General features: G+C 34.2%; 15 protein-coding genes. 14 read left to right on the top strand and 1 reads right to left on the bottom strand.

The annotated features are described in order from the left end of the window. The first annotated feature begins 152 nt into the window (after positions 1 to 152). From Q73A0000_RS07835 to Q73A0000_RS07845, 3 genes are all read left to right on the top strand, one after another. On the top strand, positions 153 to 761 hold the full coding sequence (locus tag Q73A0000_RS07835; protein WP_193813496.1) for a Crp/Fnr family transcriptional regulator: 609 nt from the start codon (positions 153 to 155) through the stop codon (positions 759 to 761). Positions 762 to 1,025: 264 nt separating this feature from the next. Then, on the top strand, positions 1,026 to 1,337 hold the full coding sequence (locus Q73A0000_RS07840) for a rhodanese-like domain-containing protein (protein ID WP_193813497.1): 312 nt from the start codon (positions 1,026 to 1,028) through the stop codon (positions 1,335 to 1,337). Positions 1,338 to 1,341: 4 nt separating this feature from the next. Further along, complete coding sequence (locus tag Q73A0000_RS07845) at positions 1,342 to 1,776, top strand: OsmC family protein (protein ID WP_193813498.1); 435 nt, start codon at positions 1,342 to 1,344, stop codon at positions 1,774 to 1,776. A 76-nt stretch (positions 1,777 to 1,852) separates the two neighbouring features. On the opposite strand, the gene Q73A0000_RS07850 is transcribed toward Q73A0000_RS07845, so the two are convergent. Next, positions 1,853 to 3,700: a Xaa-Pro dipeptidyl-peptidase gene (locus tag Q73A0000_RS07850; protein ID WP_193813499.1), complete on the bottom strand. Its 1,848-nt coding sequence runs from the start codon at positions 3,698 to 3,700 to the stop codon at positions 1,853 to 1,855. A 486-nt stretch (positions 3,701 to 4,186) separates the two neighbouring features. Here Q73A0000_RS07850 and pnuC point away from each other — a divergent pair, with 486 nt between their 5' ends. From pnuC to Q73A0000_RS07905, 11 genes are all read left to right on the top strand, one after another. Further along, positions 4,187 to 4,858: a nicotinamide riboside transporter PnuC gene (pnuC, locus tag Q73A0000_RS07855; protein ID WP_193813500.1), complete on the top strand. Its 672-nt coding sequence runs from the start codon at positions 4,187 to 4,189 to the stop codon at positions 4,856 to 4,858. A 283-nt stretch (positions 4,859 to 5,141) separates the two neighbouring features. Continuing rightward, complete coding sequence (gene dapF, locus Q73A0000_RS07860) at positions 5,142 to 5,918, top strand: diaminopimelate epimerase (protein WP_193813501.1); 777 nt, start codon at positions 5,142 to 5,144, stop codon at positions 5,916 to 5,918. Between the two features lie 14 nt (positions 5,919 to 5,932). Beyond that, complete coding sequence (gene mltG, locus Q73A0000_RS07865; protein ID WP_193813502.1) at positions 5,933 to 6,970, top strand: endolytic transglycosylase MltG; 1,038 nt, start codon at positions 5,933 to 5,935, stop codon at positions 6,968 to 6,970. Positions 6,971 to 7,092: 122 nt separating this feature from the next. Further along, a complete protein-coding gene (locus tag Q73A0000_RS07870) occupies positions 7,093 to 9,615 on the top strand; it encodes a TonB-dependent receptor domain-containing protein (protein WP_193813503.1) in 2,523 nt (840 codons plus the stop codon). A gap of 339 nt (positions 9,616 to 9,954) precedes the next feature. Beyond that, positions 9,955 to 11,172, top strand: a complete 1,218-nt coding sequence (locus Q73A0000_RS07875; protein ID WP_193813504.1) for a site-specific integrase — start codon at positions 9,955 to 9,957, stop codon at positions 11,170 to 11,172. A 260-nt stretch (positions 11,173 to 11,432) separates the two neighbouring features. Then, positions 11,433 to 12,329: a hypothetical protein gene (locus Q73A0000_RS07880; protein WP_193813505.1), complete on the top strand. Its 897-nt coding sequence runs from the start codon at positions 11,433 to 11,435 to the stop codon at positions 12,327 to 12,329. Positions 12,330 to 12,444: 115 nt separating this feature from the next. Beyond that, positions 12,445 to 12,756, top strand: a complete 312-nt coding sequence (locus tag Q73A0000_RS07885) for a helix-turn-helix domain-containing protein (RefSeq protein WP_244140839.1) — start codon at positions 12,445 to 12,447, stop codon at positions 12,754 to 12,756. A 94-nt stretch (positions 12,757 to 12,850) separates the two neighbouring features. Beyond that, the gene (locus Q73A0000_RS07890; protein WP_193813506.1) at positions 12,851 to 15,031 is read left to right on the top strand and encodes a VapE domain-containing protein; all 2,181 of its coding nucleotides are present in this window, start codon (positions 12,851 to 12,853) and stop codon (positions 15,029 to 15,031) included. 629 nt (positions 15,032 to 15,660) lie between these two features. Further along, the gene (locus tag Q73A0000_RS07895) at positions 15,661 to 17,613 is read left to right on the top strand and encodes a tetratricopeptide repeat protein (RefSeq protein WP_193813507.1); all 1,953 of its coding nucleotides are present in this window, start codon (positions 15,661 to 15,663) and stop codon (positions 17,611 to 17,613) included. An 8-nt stretch (positions 17,614 to 17,621) separates the two neighbouring features. Then, positions 17,622 to 17,951, top strand: a complete 330-nt coding sequence (locus Q73A0000_RS07900) for a nucleotide pyrophosphohydrolase (protein ID WP_193813508.1) — start codon at positions 17,622 to 17,624, stop codon at positions 17,949 to 17,951. A gap of 3 nt (positions 17,952 to 17,954) precedes the next feature. Further along, positions 17,955 to 19,643: a DUF2075 domain-containing protein gene (locus Q73A0000_RS07905; RefSeq protein WP_193813509.1), complete on the top strand. Its 1,689-nt coding sequence runs from the start codon at positions 17,955 to 17,957 to the stop codon at positions 19,641 to 19,643. The last annotated feature ends 343 nt before the right edge of the window (positions 19,644 to 19,986 follow it).

Here is a 19,986-nt window from a genome sequence, read left to right on the forward strand (position 1 = left end):
AAAAATCGCTAAAAAACTGAATTTCATGGCGAAACCGTAAATGCCGTAAACAATTTAAATCGATTATCCAAATACTTTCCGATTAAAAATCCTGCGCTTTTAATATTCCTGCAAAATAAATACGAAATGATAATTTTCTGTAACTTTAAACCATGATTTTAAATGACATTTTCCAGTCCGATTTAGTGAAAGAGATTGAAGATTCCGGCAACCTGAAGCATTTCGTCGCGGGTGAAATTATCGTGAATATGGATTCTTATATTAAAAATATTCCAGTTGTAATTTCTGGGAGTATCAAAGTTATTCGGACTGACGAAGACGGTCGCGAAATCCTGCTCTATTATTTAACTCCGGGCGAAAGTTGCATTGTTTCTATTCTTTCTGGGATGAAAAATGAAACTTCTAAAATCAAAGCCATTGTAGAGGAAGATGCAGATATTATGTTGATCCCAGCAGATAAAGCAAAAGAATGGGTCAAAAAATATCCGGACTGGACGGAATTTATTTTTGATTTGTATCAAAAACGTTTTGAGGAATTATTGGATGTTGTGAATTCTGTGGCTTTTCAAAAAATAGATATGAGACTTTTACACCTCATCAAACAGAAAACCCAGCTTTACAATTCGAAAGAAATTTCGGTTACGCACCAACAATTAGCCGATGAATTGGGAATTACGCGTGAAGCAACCAGTCGCGTTCTGAAACAAATGGAAAAAGACCATCTGTTAATTCTTTCCCGAAATAAAATTGAACTTCTGTGATTTAATCAAAAAATATTTCTACCGCGAAAGAGGTAACAGTAACCACTGGATTTTAAGTTCTCCAAAAATAAAAACATAGTTTGGTTGAGAATTTCGCTTATGCAAACTTTTGAACATCCATTTATTTGAATTGCGCTTTTGAATCTTTTGCAGTGAAAAAAAATGAGTGATTTTTCATTTAGGGTGTTCTGTGATATAAGTTACTGTGCTCCTGATTTCCATGACCTAAATTTGCAGTATTAAATTAATCAAATACTCAAAATTATGTTAGATACTATTAATCAATTTTTTGGCTTCACAAAAACAGATTACGCTGACCTTGTAAAAAAGGGCGCAGTTATCCTTGATGTTCGCAGCAAAGGCGAATTTGCAGGTGGACATATTAAAGGTTCCATCAATATTCCCGTGGATCAACTTCAGAATAATCTTGGCAAATTAAAAGATAAAAACAAAACTATTATTACGTGTTGCGCTTCCGGAATGAGAAGTGGATCTGCGAAAACGATTCTTTTGAATAACGGTTATACCGACGTTCATAATGGCGGCGGTTGGGGAAGTTTAAACGGTAAAATATAAAATCATGGATTCACATTTTTATAACGTAAATATTTCGTGGACGAAAGACAGACAAGGAGAAATGTCTTCGCCAGAGTTGTCAACTAAAGTAGAAATTGCAACTCCGCCTCAATTTCCAAAAGGCGTGGAAGGAATTTGGTCTCCTGAACATTTATTTACTTCAGCAGTTGCGAGTTGTCTGATGACGACTTTTTTATCCATCGCGGAAAACTCTAAATTAGAATTTACGGGTTTCTCTTGTAAATCCAGCGGAAAATTGGAACAGGTAGAAGGGAAATTTTTAATGACAGAAGTTATCCTGGAACCAACCGTTACGATCATTAATGAAAGTGATCGGGAAAAAGCAGAACGCGTTTTGCAAAAATCAGAACAACATTGCTTAATTTCGAATTCGATAAAATCGAAAATCACGATGAATACCACCATTGTTACCATTTAAAAACACATCCTCATATATTAAAAAAATGAAACCCCGATTACTCGAGGTTTCATTTTTTTTGAAAGTGGAATTAAATTTAATTCTCTTTAAGTGCACTGTTAAACGCTTCCAGTCCGCCCACAATTGGCAAAGTGATCATCGTCCCCTCTAAATCAACTGTTAATTCCGTCCCCGGTTCCGGATGTAAGGTAAATTCTTTATCACTTGAAAAAATCATTAATCCTATTTGTTGCCCTTTTTTAATCACTTGATCATCCGGCATTAAATCGAAAGAAACTTTATAGAATTTTCTTGGAATTAACGGTTCCCCTTTTCTCACCGATGCATGATTTTGCGGATCAGCCCAACCACGAGTGATGATATTGTCCGTTATTTTCGTGCCTCTTCCTTCATTCCAAGGTAGCGAAACTAACCAAACCGATAAGTTTGCCGCAGGTTTGCTACTGGCTAATTTAACGGTGATTTGAGGAACTCCAGATAGATGAACATCTTTTGTAAGTTTTGGACTTACATATAATAAACGGTGATCGGTATTTTCTGCTCTGGCTAAACTTTCACCCGTAAATGAATAATTATCAACTAAGGTTTCTTTCCCTTGATTGGATGATGCAGTAGTGATTAAACCTCCCACTTTCGGCGCCCCTTTCGTTAAATAAAAAGAGACAGGTTTAGCTTCCGGATTTGGAAAATCTTTATAAGGTGTTGGATTATTTACATCATCATTTTCCCGAACGATAAAGGCTTTATTTTCTTCCTTTTGGATTCCATTATCAATCCCAAACAAATAATGAGTAAACCATTTATTCATCATTTCAATTGGTGGTTGTCCGCCGTGACCATTTTGGTGATAGTAAATCGCTGTTTCTAAACCCATTTCTTTGGCTTTTTTATAAATGCGGTAACTATGCTCCGGCATTACATTCCAGTCGTTAAAGCCATGAGCCATCAACATTGCAGCTCTCATCGGTTTCATATGATTAAGATAATCACGTCCTGCCCAAAAATCATTGTAATCTCCCGTAATTCTATCCTGCCCGTTTTTCATTTCGGTGTCCCGAATTGTAGCATTGCTGTAAGCGCGTTTCGACTCATCTCCGCTATGTATAAAATCGTACAAAACATCGACGTCTTCTCCTAAATATCCTCCTGGTGAACGCACTAAGCCGTTTGACCGGTAATAATGATAATAAGATGTATTTGGAGCAATAGGAATGATCACTTCTAAACCTTTAACTCCGGTAGTCGCTGCGGCAAGTGGAATTGTTCCGTTGTAAGAAGTCCCAGTCATTCCTACTTTTCCAGTGGTCCAATAAGCTTTCACTTTTTCATTTCCGTCCGCAGAGGTATATCCGTTTGCCCGTCCGTTCAGCCAGTCGATGACTGCTTTTGGAGCTAAGGATTCGTTCTCGCCTCCAACGGTTGGTGAACCTTGTGATAGCCCTGTACCCGGAGAACAGGAATGAACTACGATAAAACCTCGCGGTACCCAAGTCGCAATTTGGGAGTTTGAAATAATTGGACGTTTACCAGTTCGCACGACTTCTGCGTGAACACGCGCTTTTCCAGCTTGTCCCAATTCATGATTAACATCCCAAAAACCACCCTCGACATCGGGTGCGACACCAGAATAATAGGGACTTGATTCATAAATCACAGGAAGTTTTAATCCTTCAGTTTCGGTTTGATAAGGTCGGGTTACCGCGACATACATACGGTCTTTTTTACCGTCACCGTCGGTATCGAACGTTGTTTCAACCCAAAGGTCAGTTCTAATCCATTTGTCGGCATCTTTAAATTCCGGAACAATTTGAGCTTGTCCATTTTCAAAAACAGGACCGGCTTTTGCGACCGTCTGCGCATTTACAGAGAGAAATGGAATGAGTAGTAATAATAAAAGGAAACGAGATCTTATTCGTTTATTCATGATGTTTTTTGTCATTTTGATAGGTATTATTTTGCACTATTCGCAGCTTAACGGCACTGCAAACAACGAAAGTTTTAAATTTCTGTTAAAGATATAATTTCCTGCGAAACGTAAATATGAATTTTACAAAATTTTTTTCATCTTCGAATTTCTCCAGACTTTTATTTTCAATAAACTAAACGGTAAGATAACCTGCCGTACGGAATATCAAAATTTTTTCATGACTCTTAATTTGATTTATGAATAGTAAGTGTTTTGAAGGACATCGGTGACTCAGTCCCACAGCAATTTTAAAAGCATTAAAAATAATGCGATGAATAAAAGCCTAGAATTCACGAATTATCTTTTTTAAGTCTGAAAAGTCATCTCCTTTATGATAACATAAAGAATATCAAAAAAATTCGTGCATTCGTGGCAAAATGTTTTAATTCATTTGATCATGTTACCCTCTTAATTTTATTTTCAGAAAAACTTATCTTTGACCTCATGAATTTCTACGAACTCTTCTTTCAACCTTACGAAACCTACGACAACTTTCAAATTGCGCTCGAGGTGATTGCCACCATTTTCGGCGTTTTGAGCGTTTTATTTTCGATTAAAAAAAACATTTGGGTTTATCCAACGGGAATTATTTCTACAGCACTTTACGTTTATATTCTTTTCAATTTTGGTTTACTTGGCGACATGATGATTAATTTTTATTATACCGTCATGAGCGTTTATGGCTGGGTTTTATGGTCCAGAAGTTCCAAAGATCATATTCACGTTGAAGTTTCATGGGCGACAAAAAAAGAGTGGTTTTTTTCCGGTATTTTATTTTTCATCAGTTTAATTTTGGTTACTATCGTTTATTATTACAAACCATTTATCGACAATCATTTCTCGATGGACAAGGTAAATCTTGGATTATATCACTTAGATTGGGCGAATTGGTTGGATATTTTCACCACTGCGATTTTTTTGGTTGGAATGTGGCTCATGGCAAAACGTAAAATCGAAAACTGGATTTTCTGGATCGTAGGTGATTTGATTTGTATTCCGATGATGATTTATAAAGGTTTGGGTATTACTTCTATTCAATATTTGGTTTTTACAGCCATGGCAATCATTGGTTATTTCGAATGGAAAAAAGACCATCAAACCAATCACAGTAAGTGAGTTAGTGTTGGTCTAAATTCTTTTAAACCGCAAAAGACGCAAAAGTTTTACTTTATAAATAAGCAAATCAAAAGTCTGCAAAATCCACATTCAATAATTGCTTTATCATTTTGCATGCTTTTGAAAATCTTTTTAAGTCATTTGTCTTTTGGTTCTTTTGCGGTTTAAAAATAAGAATTTGAATTTTTAAATAATTATAATCTATTTGCATCCTAACTTTCGATGGTTAAGTTTTCAGTATCTTTGCTCTCCCAAAATTACAAGGGATAAAAACCTTTTTTTTATGCAAAATACTATTGACTTTTTTAAGTATCAGGGAACCGGAAACGATTTCGTGATGATCGATAACCGTGATTTACAGTTTCCTAAAGAGAGAGAAATTATTGAAAACTTATGCGACCGCCGTTTTGGTATCGGTGGCGATGGATTGATTTTACTGGAAAACGATCCGACGGCTGATTTCAAAATGGTTTATTATAATTCCGACGGAAACGAAAGTACGATGTGTGGAAACGGCGGACGATGTCTTGTGGCGTTTGCTCATTTCCTCGACGTCTTCGAAGATCAAACAACCTTTACTGCAATCGACGGTTTACACGAAGCAGAAATCAATAATGGCATTATTAAACTGAAGATGATTGATGTGGATTCCATTAAAAAAATTGATGGTGATTTTGAATTAAATACAGGTTCACCCCATTACGTCACTTTTGTAGAAAACGTAGAAAAATATAAAGTTTTCGAAAACGGTAACAAAATCAGAAATTCTGCGTCTTATTGTCAGGAAGGAATCAATGTAAATTTTGTTGAAGAAATCTCAGAGGACGAAATCTTTATCAGAACTTATGAAAGAGGTGTTGAAGATGAGACTTTTAGTTGCGGAACAGGAGCAACAGCTTCGGCTTTGGTTTTTCTAAAAGATAAAAATAAACCTTCAGTTAATGTAAATGTTTTGGGTGGAAAGTTGAAAGTATATGCAGAACAGGACGGAGAAACTTTCAAAAACATTTGGTTAGAAGGTCCCGCAAAACAAGTTTTTAAAGGCAAGATTAATATATAGAACGCAGCATATTTATGAAAAAAGGCAATGGAATTATCGCAGTAATCATTTTACTGATTATTTTAATCGGCGGATATTTCGGCTTTAACTTTTATAAAAAATATTATGGAAATAATGTTGAAAAAGAGGGTTATGTTTTAATTCCGCATTCGGCTAATTTTAATTCTATTTTGGATTCTATTGCACCTTATGTAAAAAATAAGGAACAGTTTGCAGAAGTTGCGAAAAGCAAAAGCATGGATCGTTTTTTTCAGGCTGGTCGTTACCAAATTAAATCCGGTGCCAGCAATACCAGTTTAGTCAATATGATTAAAGCCGGAAACCAAACTGAAAACACTTTCAGAATCGGCGATTTTTTTAGCGTTTATCAAATGATTGGAAAAGTTGCTAAAAAAACAGAATTAGATTCTTTAAAATTTGCGACTGATTTAAATAAAATCGCCACTGAGAAAGGACTTAGCAATGCTGAAGATCTTAAAAAATATTTCTTCATCGATTCTTATAACTTTTTCTGGACGGTAACTCCGGAGCAATTCTTTAAAAAATTTGAAGGAGAATACAACAGTTTTTGGACGCCTGAACGCAAAGCCAAAGAGCAAAGTTTGGGATTAAGCCGCGACCAAATATATGCTTTGGCATCTTTAGTTTATAAAGAAACCGGCGGAAAACCAGATGAGATGAAAACCGTGGCGGGACTTTATTTAAACCGTTACAATAAAGGGATGAAACTGCAGAGTGATCCAACTGTAATTTACGCAGTTAGTAAAGCCAATAATTTTCAGGGAGAACCTCTTAAAAGAGTTTTCTTCAAACATCTTCGTGAGCCTTCACCGTATAATACTTATTTCTCAGCGGGAATTCCGCCAGGACCAATTTGCATGGTTGATAAAAACTCGGTTGATGCAGTTTTAAATGCGCAAAAAAATGATTTCATTTATATGTGTGCAGATCCTGCGCGACCTGGCCTTCATACCTTTACTGCAAGTGCAGCTGAACACGCGGTGAATGCTAAGAAATATCAGGATTGGCTGAATTCTAAAAACATTAAATAAAGAAAATTTAAATAAGAATTCTAAATGCAAACGAGGAACTTTTATCTAAAATTTAAATATTAAACAAACATTTAATTTAACTTTTGTTAAAAAAAGTAATCAGTATAGTTTAAACTAAAATTATGACAGACAAAATTGAGATTTCATCAATTATCAAAAAACGAACATTAGGACTTGCTTTCGTTTTGGGTGCAGCGAGTTTAGCATTCGCACAACAGAAAGTAAATGTAAGCGGAAAAATTGTTGACAAACAAAACAACGCCGTTCCTTATGCTTCGGTAACATTCAGCAACAAAGCAAACAAAATGTTTAGTGATGCTGCATTAAGTAATGAGAAAGGAGAATATAAGTTAGATCTTACTCCAGGAAATTATGACATTACCATTGAAGCAATTGACTTTAAGAAGTCAACTCTAAATAAGCAAATTTCAGCTGCTGGCAATCTCGGAAACTTCACCGTAGTTTCTGAAGGTTCTCTCACCAACGGAAAAACTCAAGACATCGAAGGAGTTACGATTATGGCAGCTTCTACGAAACCGTATCGTGTAGAATTAGATAAAAAGGTTTACGATCCTTCTACCGACCTTCTTAGTAAAGGTGGGAATCTGCAAGATGTTTTATCTAATGTTCCTTCTGTAGATGTAGATACCGATGGTACGGTTTCGATGAGAGGAAACTCTAACGTGAAATTCTTGATCAACGGAAAACCATCTGCTCTTCTTGGGATTGACAGTGGCCCAGGTGGTTTGCAATCGATCCCAGCAGATCAAATTGAAAGAATCGAGGTTATTACCAATCCATCTTCAAAATTTGAAGCGAGTGGAACTGCAGGTATTTTAAATATTATTTTAAAGAAAACCAAAGGAATGGGCTTCAACGGAAGCGTTACCGGAAGTTTAGGATATTTACCAACCACGAATTTAAATACAAATTTGAGTTGGAAAAAAGGTGATTGGACCTGGTTTCTTAATGGTGGCGGTGGCTACCGAAAAGGCGAAGGGAAAAATGATAGTGATACCCGATTTTTTGATCAAACGAGTCTTGCAACAACGAGATACTTCGAACAAAATTCACGTAATAAAAGTGAAAGCAATAACTATAATGCGACGGGAGGATTTGCTGTAGATTTAACCGAAAATACCTCTTTCAACCTTTCGGGTATGATTAGAAGTTCCGATAGTAACAGCGATAATAAAGTAGATAACTTTAATTACGATGCTTCCAAAGTTTTAACTGATTACTCGAAAACAAATGCTTTAGGTAAAGGTAACAACCTTTCATTACAAGGTGATATTGGTTTAGATCATAAGTTCAATACCAATGGGCATAACGTTTCATTATCTTTAAGTTTACAGAGAAGCAATAATGAATCGACGGAAGATTCAAAACAATACAATTCGTCTGTTTTTCAATATGGAAGTTTAGGAAATAACAATACCATTAACAAATCAATCATTGGTAAAATCGATTATGAATTGCCAATCGGGGAAAAATCGAAATTAGAAGCAGGTTACCGAATTGATAATAACGTGAATGATTACGATTTCCTGAATAAAGAAACCAATGCAGATTTAGTGTATGGCGTTGCAGAAAAATACAGTGGTAATACCGTATACGATGAAATGATCAATGCTGGATATGCACAATTTAAAAGTAAAATTGATAAGTTAGGTTACCAAGTTGGGTTAAGAGCAGAGCAATCAAACATCGACATTAGTTATTTAGGATATACTGGCGCAACAGATTCAAACAAAAAGAGTTACTTAGGATTTTTCCCAAGTGTATTTTTGAGTTATGATTTAGGAAGCACCAATGATCAGTTATTACTAAATTATTCCAGAAGAATTAACAGACCACGTTCTTGGTTCTTGATTCCTTACCCGACATCGTTGGCAAACCGTCAGAATTTATTTCAGGGTAATGGTGATTTGAATCCTTCTTACATCGACTCTTTCGAATTAGGATATGCTATTCAGAAGAAAAAATTCACCATCAATCCAACTTTATATTATAGAAAAACTACGGATGATGTTAAATTTGTGGTATTGCGTGAAGCAGCTGGTTCAGATGTTTTAATTACCACCCCTAATAATGTAGGAAGTGAAACGAGTTATGGTTTAGATTTAAACGTAACTGCCGATTTATTCCCTTGGTATAAAATTTTGGCGAGTGCAGATCTCTTCGGTTATAAATCAGAAGGTTCTTATTTTGATGCCACCAGAATGGATCAACCATTATCTTTCGCTGGTTCAGGATTTTCGACCAGAATTCGATTAACCAACACTTTCAAAATCGATAAAACGATGAGCATGCAATTACAAGGTTTCTTCAGAGGTGGACAAAAAACCGCTTCCAGTCTAAGCAAAGACATGTACGTTTTAAATTTCGGAGCCAACAAAACCATCTGGAAAAACAACGGAACACTTGCGTTTAATATTCAGGATATTTTAGGAACCAGAGCAAGAAACACAACCAGTTTCGGTTCAGGTTTTGAAAAAGATTCTTACATGCGCTGGAACCCAAGAAGTTTTAATGTCTCCTTAACTTACCGATTCAAACAAGGTGAAAAAGTAGATCAGCCAAAACGTAAAAAAGACATTAACGCCAACAGTCAAGGTGGCGATGATCAAGGTCCACCAATGTAAGACTTTGCAAATTTTAAATACAAAAAATCCTGAAATGTAAGTTTCAGGATTTTTTTTGCTCTTTATTAAAGGATTACTTTCTGCTTTCCAGATATTTCTGCCATTCCCAAGATAGCACAAATTTTCAATTCCATTGTTTTCGATGCGTTCAAATGCCTATTAAATAAGCATTTACCAAAATGAACCTATGAAAACAATGCGATGAAAAGCAAGAAAATTAAGCATTTGTTGTACCCAATGTTGTACCTTTGTTCTAGGATGCATTTGTTTATCAACAAAGCTTTTACAATCATTTCATCCGTTTGCATTCAAAAACAAATCTACTAAAATTACACCATTATGGCTTCATTAAAGTTTGTTTTAAGGCTTCAAAAAGAAGATAATACTGGCCACTACCCTATCTACATCCGCGTCATCAAAGATCGAAAAACCAAATTCATCACAACCGGCGTAAAATTAAAGGTAACAGAATGGGATGAAGAAAACCAGAGAGTAAAAAAGAATCACCAAAACAGTGCACGGATAAATGCCCTGTTGCTGAAAAAACTTTCTGACGCTTCAGGAATGATTGCGGATAGTGAACGGAAAACAAATAATATATCCGCAAGAAGACTAAAAGAAGCCATTAAGGGAAAACCAACAGTCAATTTCTTTGAATATGCCGATACAAGATTAAATAAACTGGCACTCACCCACTCGATCAGCACATGTCGGAACTATAAAATGGACATTAAAAAATTCGAAAATTATGTGAACACCCGTGACCTGGATTTCGAAGATATTACCGCTTTGCTTCTAAGCGACTACATCAATTACTTAAGAAAAGTAAGAGGCAACAGCACCAATACAATTATAGGATCTTTAAAGGCCCTTTCTCATATGTTTACAAGCGCAAACAATGAAGATTTGATTCCCGATACGCTTTTTCCCTTCAAAAAAATAAGGTTGAAAAAAGAAAGAGGAACCAGAACCTTCCTCGACAATGACCAACTTGAAAAGTTGAAAAACTATAAAATCGAATGGGCTGGAAAATGTGGAATATTCCGCGACATGTTCATTTTCGCAGTCTATGCAGGCGGATTAAGATTCAGTGATGTGGTGTCATTAAAATGGTCGGAATATGACCTGAAAGAACATCGGATTACAAAAACAATAAAAAAAACCAACCGACAGCACCAGTTTAAAGTAGCCAGTAAAGCTTCAGAAATTATAGCAAAATACAAAAAGCAAAATTCCAATCCGGAACAATTTATTTTTCCTGTTTTGGAAGATGTTGCCTTCTTTGAAAAAAGTAAAGAAAATAAATCCAAAGAAATTGCCCGGGCAAACAGTTTGTGTGGTTTTCATTTAAGAAGATTGGGCAAAGAATTAAAATTTCCTTTTAGTCTTACCTTTCACCTAAGCCGTCATACTTTTGCTACGAATGCATTGCGGAATGGGATGCGTATTGAATATGTAAGCAAGCTCATGGATCATGGCGATATTAGTACAACCCAAATCTACGCGAAAATCATTTCCCACGAGTTGGATGATGCAGTCGACAAATATATTTACTAATGCCTACTCTCAGTACAATATATTGATGCACAGTAACTCATAACATTTCGGATTAAGACTACCGCCGAGTTCTTTTACCTTTTCTTTATAAAAGAAATGCAATACTTTGCATGTAATTTCCTATTTTAGCATCTTGATGAAAATAAATAAAAAAATTAATGAATAATTGAAAGATGTTGAATGATTTTTGTGAATTAGCGACCTATTAAGAAATATGATTTATTGATTTGTAATTTAATATTTAAAAAACGATTTCAGCTATGATGCAAAATTTTCTCTTGAAGGAAGTTGCTACATTCGAGCAATTTTCGTCGGTAAAAGTCTCAAAAGACTTCAACCCTTTATTTGATATTGAAAAAAAATCCAAACAGTCATTAAATGATTATTGTCAATGCTTGATTGACCGCTCATTTTCCATCACTCATTCGCAGATCCCAGAGTTTATATGTCACCATTGTACATTGGTAGCAGATCCAGTTTCATGGCTCAACAAATTCGAAAAATTATTGTCTCTAAATGATGAACTCTTCATTGGTGCACGGAATCACAACAGACACGTGAAATTCATGGTTAGCATTGAAACCAAACGAAATAAAATTCTGGATGAAATTTCCAGCCACTTAAAAACTAAACCGGCGAAAAAACATATCAATGCTGAAAGTGACGATCGGTACTTTTCTTTCTATGAACTGAAACAAGATTTGATGGCGCTATGTTGTGATGATGACAAAATCGTTTTACTCACCAAAGAAAAATTTGATTATCAGCAGTCTAATATTGAGTTTCTAAACATCAATACTTTAGAATATGATAAACAGTGCGATAAAGAAATTGAGCATATTTTAGCACTTCAGGTCTTACAGTATGAAATAGCAAAGAAAATAGCAGAAAAGCCACCCTCGGAATATCTAATGGAAAAAATAACCCTCCATGGTCCGTTGAATATTATTACCAATGCCTTCAAACAAATGATGACCTCAGTGCAGCCAACCGGCAAACCTTATATCAGGAAACGGATTAAAGAAGTAGCTGATTTTCTAGCGGACAACTTCGTAGATGAAAACGGAAATCCTCTTTCTAAAGAAACTTTACAAACGTACTTATCACCAGGCCGAAATGACAAGGATCCAAACTCCGACGTTATGATTAAGTTCTAGTCCGATTACCAAACACTTGTTTAATTCTACAACATGCTAAAGTCCAATTAGTTGCAAATTATTTAGTCCAATCGGACTAAATCGGACCAATCGGACTTTTTTCTTTTTTCAACCTTTGCTTCATAATCTTAAAACCAATAAAATTATGGAAGCAATTATCTTATCCAAAGATCAGTTCAACGAACTAATCTCTAAAATTGAGCACATTTCAGACAAGCTCAATTCCACCAGAACTGCCAGAACAGAAACCTATCTCAACAATAAACAGTTCATGGAAATGCTGGGCGTTTCTTTGCGTACCGCTCAGTCTTGGCGTGATGAAGGAAAGATCACCTTCTCCCAGGTTGGCAATAAAATCTACTACAAGCTTTCAGATGTAGAAAAGTTCATCCAGGAATACCGAAACGCTGCCTTTGCAAAGAAATAGATTCCTGCAGCACTAAATTTTAGTTTACAAAGCCCATGCTTCTGCTTTGGGCTTTTTTCAAACCTCGCACTTCTAACCTATAAACTCTACAAAAATGAAATCAACCTTATTCACAAATTTCAATGAAGTTGTTGAAAACAAAGACATCCTGAAAATATTAGATGATATTAAATCAGGCCTTTACATAAATCCTATTACTTACCTTAGAAAATCACTTGCCGATAATAAAATGGAAGCTGCAGAAAGAGCCAAGAAATCACTGCCAGCATTCACACCTTCTGCAACATTTAAAGGAGGTAGAAAAATGGAATTTCTAACCAACTATACCGGCTTAATGGTCTTGGATATCGATAAACTAACTACCGAAAAACTGAAAGAGTGTCAATCCAAAATACAGGAAGATGAAAACGTTTTTGCTTCGTTTATCAGTCCTTCTGGAAATGGCCTGAAAATTTTGGTAAAAGTAGCATCTGGAAAAAATGAGCATAAAGAAACTTTCCGGAAACTTCAAACCTATTTCGAAGAATTATTATCCGTAGAAATTGACAAATCAGGAAAAGATATCACCAGGTTATGTTTCGTTTCGTTCGATCCAGCGTTATATCTGAACGAAAATTTCACCGTCTTTACAACGATTCAGAAACAGTCTTCGCCAGAAGATAATCACAATGCTCCAATATCCAGCATCAAACATAAGCCACCCATCAATTATGATTTATTATATACCCACACTGTTAGTTTCACCGAAAAAAAAGAATCATTTGTGGACGGTAACAGAAATAATTTCGTCTTCCAGTTAGCGAATAATCTCAACAGGAAAGGGATTCCAGAATCAATGGCTTTGGGCTATATTTTAGCAGATTATGATTACAACAGTCAGGAAGTTGCCACCGCTGTGAAATCTGCTTATGCAAATACTTCTGAATTTAGTTCAGACACTTTTCATCCTCAGAAAAAACCAATAAAATCAGAGCAATCTACGGGAGTAAAAAAAATTGAAGGTGAATCGTCCGAGCCAAAAACTACAGATGGTAATTTTAGTGACGATGAAGATGAACAGCCTTCATACATCGATAAGTTAGAAAACTTCCTCAACAACCGTTATAACTTCCGCTACAATATTGTTTTGGGAAAACTCGAATACAAAACGCTGCGCGCTTCAAAGTGGAAGCACATGACGGACTTTGCAGAAAATTCCCTTCTACGTGAAATCTTAAAAGCAAAAGTAAAATGCAGTATTAATTCACTTCGGAATCTTTTGCACTCGGACTTCTGCGAAATATTTGATCCTTTCTTAAACTATTTTGAGAACAATCCTGATGTTTCAGAAGAAACCGACTGGATAGAGAAACTTGCCGATACCGTAACCACTACAAAACAGGATCTTTGGCGAAACTGTTTTAAAAAATGGTTCGTAGCAATGGTCGCTTGTGTTTTAGATGAAAAGCAGGTCAATCAAACCGTTATAGTATTTTCAGGAAAGCAGGGACTGGGTAAAACTACCTGGGTTGAAAAACTAATGCCACAACCTCTAAAAGAATATATTTTCTCCGGCACCATCAATCCCAACAACAAAGACACATTAATTCACTTGGCAGAATGCATGCTCATCAATCTGGACGAACTCGAAAATCTAAACCGTACCGAAATAGGTTCCCTCAAAGAACTGATCACCAAAACCCACATCAGAATGCGTAAAGCCTACGGCCATAATAACGAAAACATGCCACGAAGAGCCAGCTTCGCTGGCTCAGTTAACACCGCACAGTTTCTAAATGATACCACCGGCTCACGCCGCTTCCTTTGTTTTGAAGTCGAACACATCGAATATACACACGATATCGATATCAATAAAGTTTATGCCCAAGCCTCAAAATTAAAAAAAGAAGGGTTCCGCCATTGGTTCAATCAAGAAGAAACAAAAGAAATCAATGCCAATAACGAACAGTATCAATTAAAATCGCCTGAAGAAGAGCTACTTCTGACTTGGTTTGAACCTGCAGATAGACAGAATGCAACCTACTTTTTCAATACAACACAAATAGCACAGGTATTAGCAAGCAGAGCGAATTTAAATGTCACAGATACTTCAGTTCGTAAAATTGGTATGGCTTTAAAGAAGCATGGTTTTACTAGAATCTCTAAGAATAAGATTTACGTTTATCCAATTTTATTAAAAGAGTTCGATGATGTTGATCGGGAAAATAAGAATTCAGGTACTTCCATACTTAGTCCAATAAAACAAGAAAAGATACCTTACAATCTTGAAAATTAAGAGCAGGTAAATTACTGCACTCTTTTTCTTTTATATAAAGTCTTTTTGGGAAGTAAGTGGAGTAAGTGAAATTTCAGTAAACAAATTTAATTTTTTCTCTCTTGAGAAAATTATGCTGAAATAGACCATTCCAATGCAAAGGGCGCTACGCCCTTTGTTACTTTGCACTTATATACTTGTATAATATAGTTTTTTTTATAACCACAAAATAAATTATTCTTTTTGCGGAAATTCAGTTACTTACTTACTCTATGATATGTTTCGTCTTCTTTCTTCCGTTTGCTCAATACTTAATAATATCTTAATTTATTTTTCGCACTTTATTAATTATCGACTTTATTTTTATTTTAAACTCATTTTATTTAAAAATTCACCGCTTTTTCTTTTGCGTTATTTTTACTTATAACTAATTGCTGGTCAATGGAAGTCGAACGTAGCTTCCTATTTATCACTACAGTATTTCCAAATTCGTTATTGTTTTAAAATAAGCTTGTGATTTTTATCTTAATTTTCTATTCACCTATTATTCAAAAAAGGTTTAAACTGCACCGTTTTTTATCTGCGCTAATTTTTTCTTAATTACTTCATTTCGTATATTTACGGTCATTAATATTCACTATAATTACGCAATGCAGATTTTCCACAAAATAAATCCTTTTCTATTTACACTTTTTAATGTTGCCGAAGGCGATATCTCAGGCCTTACTGCTTCTATTAAAAGTTTTTACACACTTGATGGTATAGTCCCTTCTGTAAAAGAAGATAATGACATTATAAGTGTTACGGTAGATTTTTCAACACTATTTATAGATACACGTAAATATAATGAACTAATCTCTTTATGTGAGTCACGTAAATTCCAAGATGCATATCCAATTGCTGTTGAGCTTTGCCACAACAATAAATCAAATTCTGATTTATTCCGTATTAAAGGTCAAATTGAATCAGAACTGGGTGAAACTGATAAAGCGATAGATTCCCTAATCGATTCATTACGATGGGATCCTAAAAATGCTTATGCACTAATTATGATGGGTAATATTTTTGCGCGCGATAAGGATGATATTGATACAGCTATGAAATACTACAATCAAGCTACTATTGTAGATCCTGATGATAATATTTCACTGAATAATATAGGCGCTAATCTTTTAGCCTTGAAAAGATATGATGAAGCCGAGAAATACTTTGAAAAAGCACAATCGATTAATCCTAATTATCCCAATACTATTTATGCTTTAGGGCGTTTAGCGTTTATAAGAGGTGATAATTCTAAAGCATTTGATCTAGCATTAAAAAGTGTTCAGTTAAACAAATTGAAGGATGAATTATATCAAAATTCTGTACATCTCATTGGAGAAATATCTGAAATGATTATTAATTCTAAAAAATCAGAAAAAATTCTTGCAGATTTTACGAAACATATAGAAGAAATTTCAGACAAAGGAATCGAGATTGAAGTAGACAATTCGATACCAACTGCAGCTAAAGTTGAAGTTGCAGAAAACCACAATAGAAATTATCATTTAATCAAATATAAATCAAGATATCCTGGTGTTTTACATTTAATTCTTCATGAACTAACTCATATTGAACTAGCATCTGAGGCAAGGTTAATTACCGAAAATAAATTGTTCTTATCTACCAATGAGGGTAGATTAAAATTTTTGACCAGGTATAATGAATATTGTATAGGACTTCAGAAGAAAGGCTACTCTGAAGAATCAATTAGTAATGTTATAAATAGTTTATTCGACGGCCTTAATAGACAGATTTACAACGCTCCGATAGATTTATTTATTGAAGATCGCATATTTAATAATTTCCCCACATTCAGGCCAGTCCAGTTTACATCTCTCTTGACGATGCTTCTTGAAGGTTTGGATGCCGTTACAAGAAAGGAAGTTGTGGAATTGACTGATTCCGAAATTCTTTCCAAATCAAAGATTTACAATCTTATTAATGCGTTTCAATTCAGAGATTTATTCGGTATTGATTTCACAAAACAGTTTAGTGCGTCACACTCGGAATTAGTTCAGGCAAAAAAACTCTACGATGAATATATTGAGTATAAGGATGACAAACAACCAGGAGAAGAATATGAATTAATTCAGAATTGGGGTAATGACCTTAAATTGGATAATTATTTTCAGTTGATTCATGAAGATGAGTATTATAAAACAAAGATTCCTACAGATGATTTGTCCTTCACAGAAAATATAGATCCTGATACAGAGGCAAATCAGCAGATTGAAATGCACAACTTTCTCGAAAATCACTTAGATGATGATTTAAATCCAGCAGTTATGATGTATATGGTTGGTGCTTTAAAATATTTTAAAAATAAGTCTGCTTCAGAAATAAAACAAACTGCGTTTGAAATTGCCACATTAGGTATAAATGGTATTAACCCTGGTAAGAAAAAAGGATACTCAGTACAATCCATAAAAGGAAGCGATTTTAGTGGTTACCAAATGCTTGCCTACTATTATGTTAGTTGGGCATTATCAGCACCGCAATTACTTCCGGAATTAAAATTACCTTTTGATAAAGAATATAATTCTGCTAAAAACTTTATATAGAAATAATTATGTCAGAAATTTCAGAACTTACAGAAAAAATCAAAGCCTTTAACAAAGAGAGAGATTGGGACCAATTTCATAATCCTAAAGATTTGGCGATTGCTTTAAATATTGAGACATCTGAATTATTAGAAATATATTTATGGAACCGTAATGAAGATGTTAATATTAATAAAGTAAAGGAAGAGTTAGCTGACATTTTTACATATGCATTAAATCTTGCAGATAAGTATAATTTGAATGTACGAGAAATTATTGAAGATAAATTAAAAATAAATGCTTTAAAATATCCTATCAATAAGGCCAAAGGCTCAAGTAAGAAGTATAATAATTTATAACATATGGCTTTTGAATTAACAAATTTTTCATTGGATAACTATTTGTTTGACAAAACCTATTTGTACAAACTAAATGATAATACATACTTTTCAAACAATTTTCCGATCGTATATATTATTTATGATACGGGGAAAAAAATTGCATATGTAGGTGAATCAGCAAATGGTACAGGTAGAATTTCTAACCATCTTTCAAATCCTTTAAAAAACCATTTGAAATACATTTTCATCATATCAAGTCCATTATTTAATAAATCAGCAACACTTGATATTGAATCTAATCTCATTAAATATATCGCTGCAGATGGTAACTTTTCATTACTAAATGGTAATGCGGGTTTAGTCGAACATAATTATTATCAGCGTAATTTTTATTTTGAAGTTTTTGAAAATATTTGGGAAAAACTAAAACTTGAAAAAGTTGTTGTTAAAGATATTCTGGCAATCGATAACTCAGATCTATTTAAGTATTCTCCGTACAAATCACTTTCGATAGACCAGAAATTGGCAGTTCGGGAATATTTGCAGATTTTACTTTCTAACGAAAAGAGCACAACTTTTATTAAAGGTTCTGCAGGTACAGGAAAAACTGTTGTTGCTGTTTATTTGATGAAACTTTTATTAACTAAATTTGATGTCGAAGATTATGAAGATAATGAATCTGAGGACATTATAGAATTAGAACTTGCACAAAAAGTACAAAATAAATACTCTAGCTTAAAAATTGCCTTTGTTGTTCCGATGAAATCTTTACGAGAAACTTTAAAAAATGTTTTTGCAAATATTCGTGGATTAAAGAAAAGCATGGTCATTTCTCCAATTGAAGCCTCAAAAAATGAGTATGACATATTGTTAGTCGATGAATCTCACCGCTTAAAAAGAAGGAAATCAATAACGGGCTATGGCGATTTTGATAAAACCAACAGACGTTTAGGTTTCGATAATACCGGTACCGAATTGGATTGGATTTTAGTTAAAAGTAAAAATCAATTATTCTTTTACGATTCTAAACAATCGGTCCGGCCAGCTGACGTTTTAGAAGAGGATTTTGAACTTATCAGAAATGCACCAGGTACTTTTAATCTTGAATTAAAATCACAATTACGAGTTCAAGGTGGTTTGGATTATATTAAATTTGTTCATGCCTTGATGAATTCGGAATCTCCACATTTACACGGTCCTGCCCTGCATGAAAAATATGACCTGCGGCTCTATAATTCACTTGCACATTTAGTTGAGGATCTTGGTCAGCAAGAAAAAAAATATGGTCTCTGTAGGCTCGTTGCAGGATATTCATGGGAATGGACTTCTAGGTACGATGAACAACCTGATACTATTATTGATGGCATTCCTTTATTTTGGAACAGAGTTCCATCAGATTGGATAAATTCAACAAAAGCCATGAATGAAATGGGATGTATTCATACGACTCAGGGTTATGACTTGAATTACTCCGGTGTTATTTTCGGGAATGAAATAATTTTCAATAAAGAAACTAATAGAATAGAAATTGATAAGGCAAAATATTTTGATAAGAAAGGTAAACAAGGTATTGACAACCAAAATGAGTTACACCAATATATTTTAAATATTTATACAACTTTGATGTTTCGTGGCATTAAAGGTACATATGTATATGTCTGTGATGACAATTTAAGAAAGTATTTTGCAAAGTACATAAATGTACACTGATGATTAACCACTATAAAGTAATAGAAAAATTTAATAAAATAATCTTATCCGCTTCTGATGAGAAAATCATTTTATAACAGATTCATGGTGAAAAAATATATAAAGTAAAATTATATGCATTTCTCATATTTCATTATAATATATTTTTAATAGTTATCTGTCTTATTTGCAATTTTGCTCAGGAAAAGATTAAATATTCACTAATATATTTTACTACCTATTATTGTATATCAAATACTTCTATAGAAATAAATATATATCATACATTTCGATGATTACCATCCGCATAAATCCTTAAATTTTTTTTAAATTTTATAAAAATTGCAGTAATATTCTATATCCT

The organism is Kaistella flava (ex Peng et al. 2021), assembly GCF_015191005.1.
Taxonomy (GTDB): domain Bacteria; phylum Bacteroidota; class Bacteroidia; order Flavobacteriales; family Weeksellaceae; genus Kaistella; species Kaistella flava.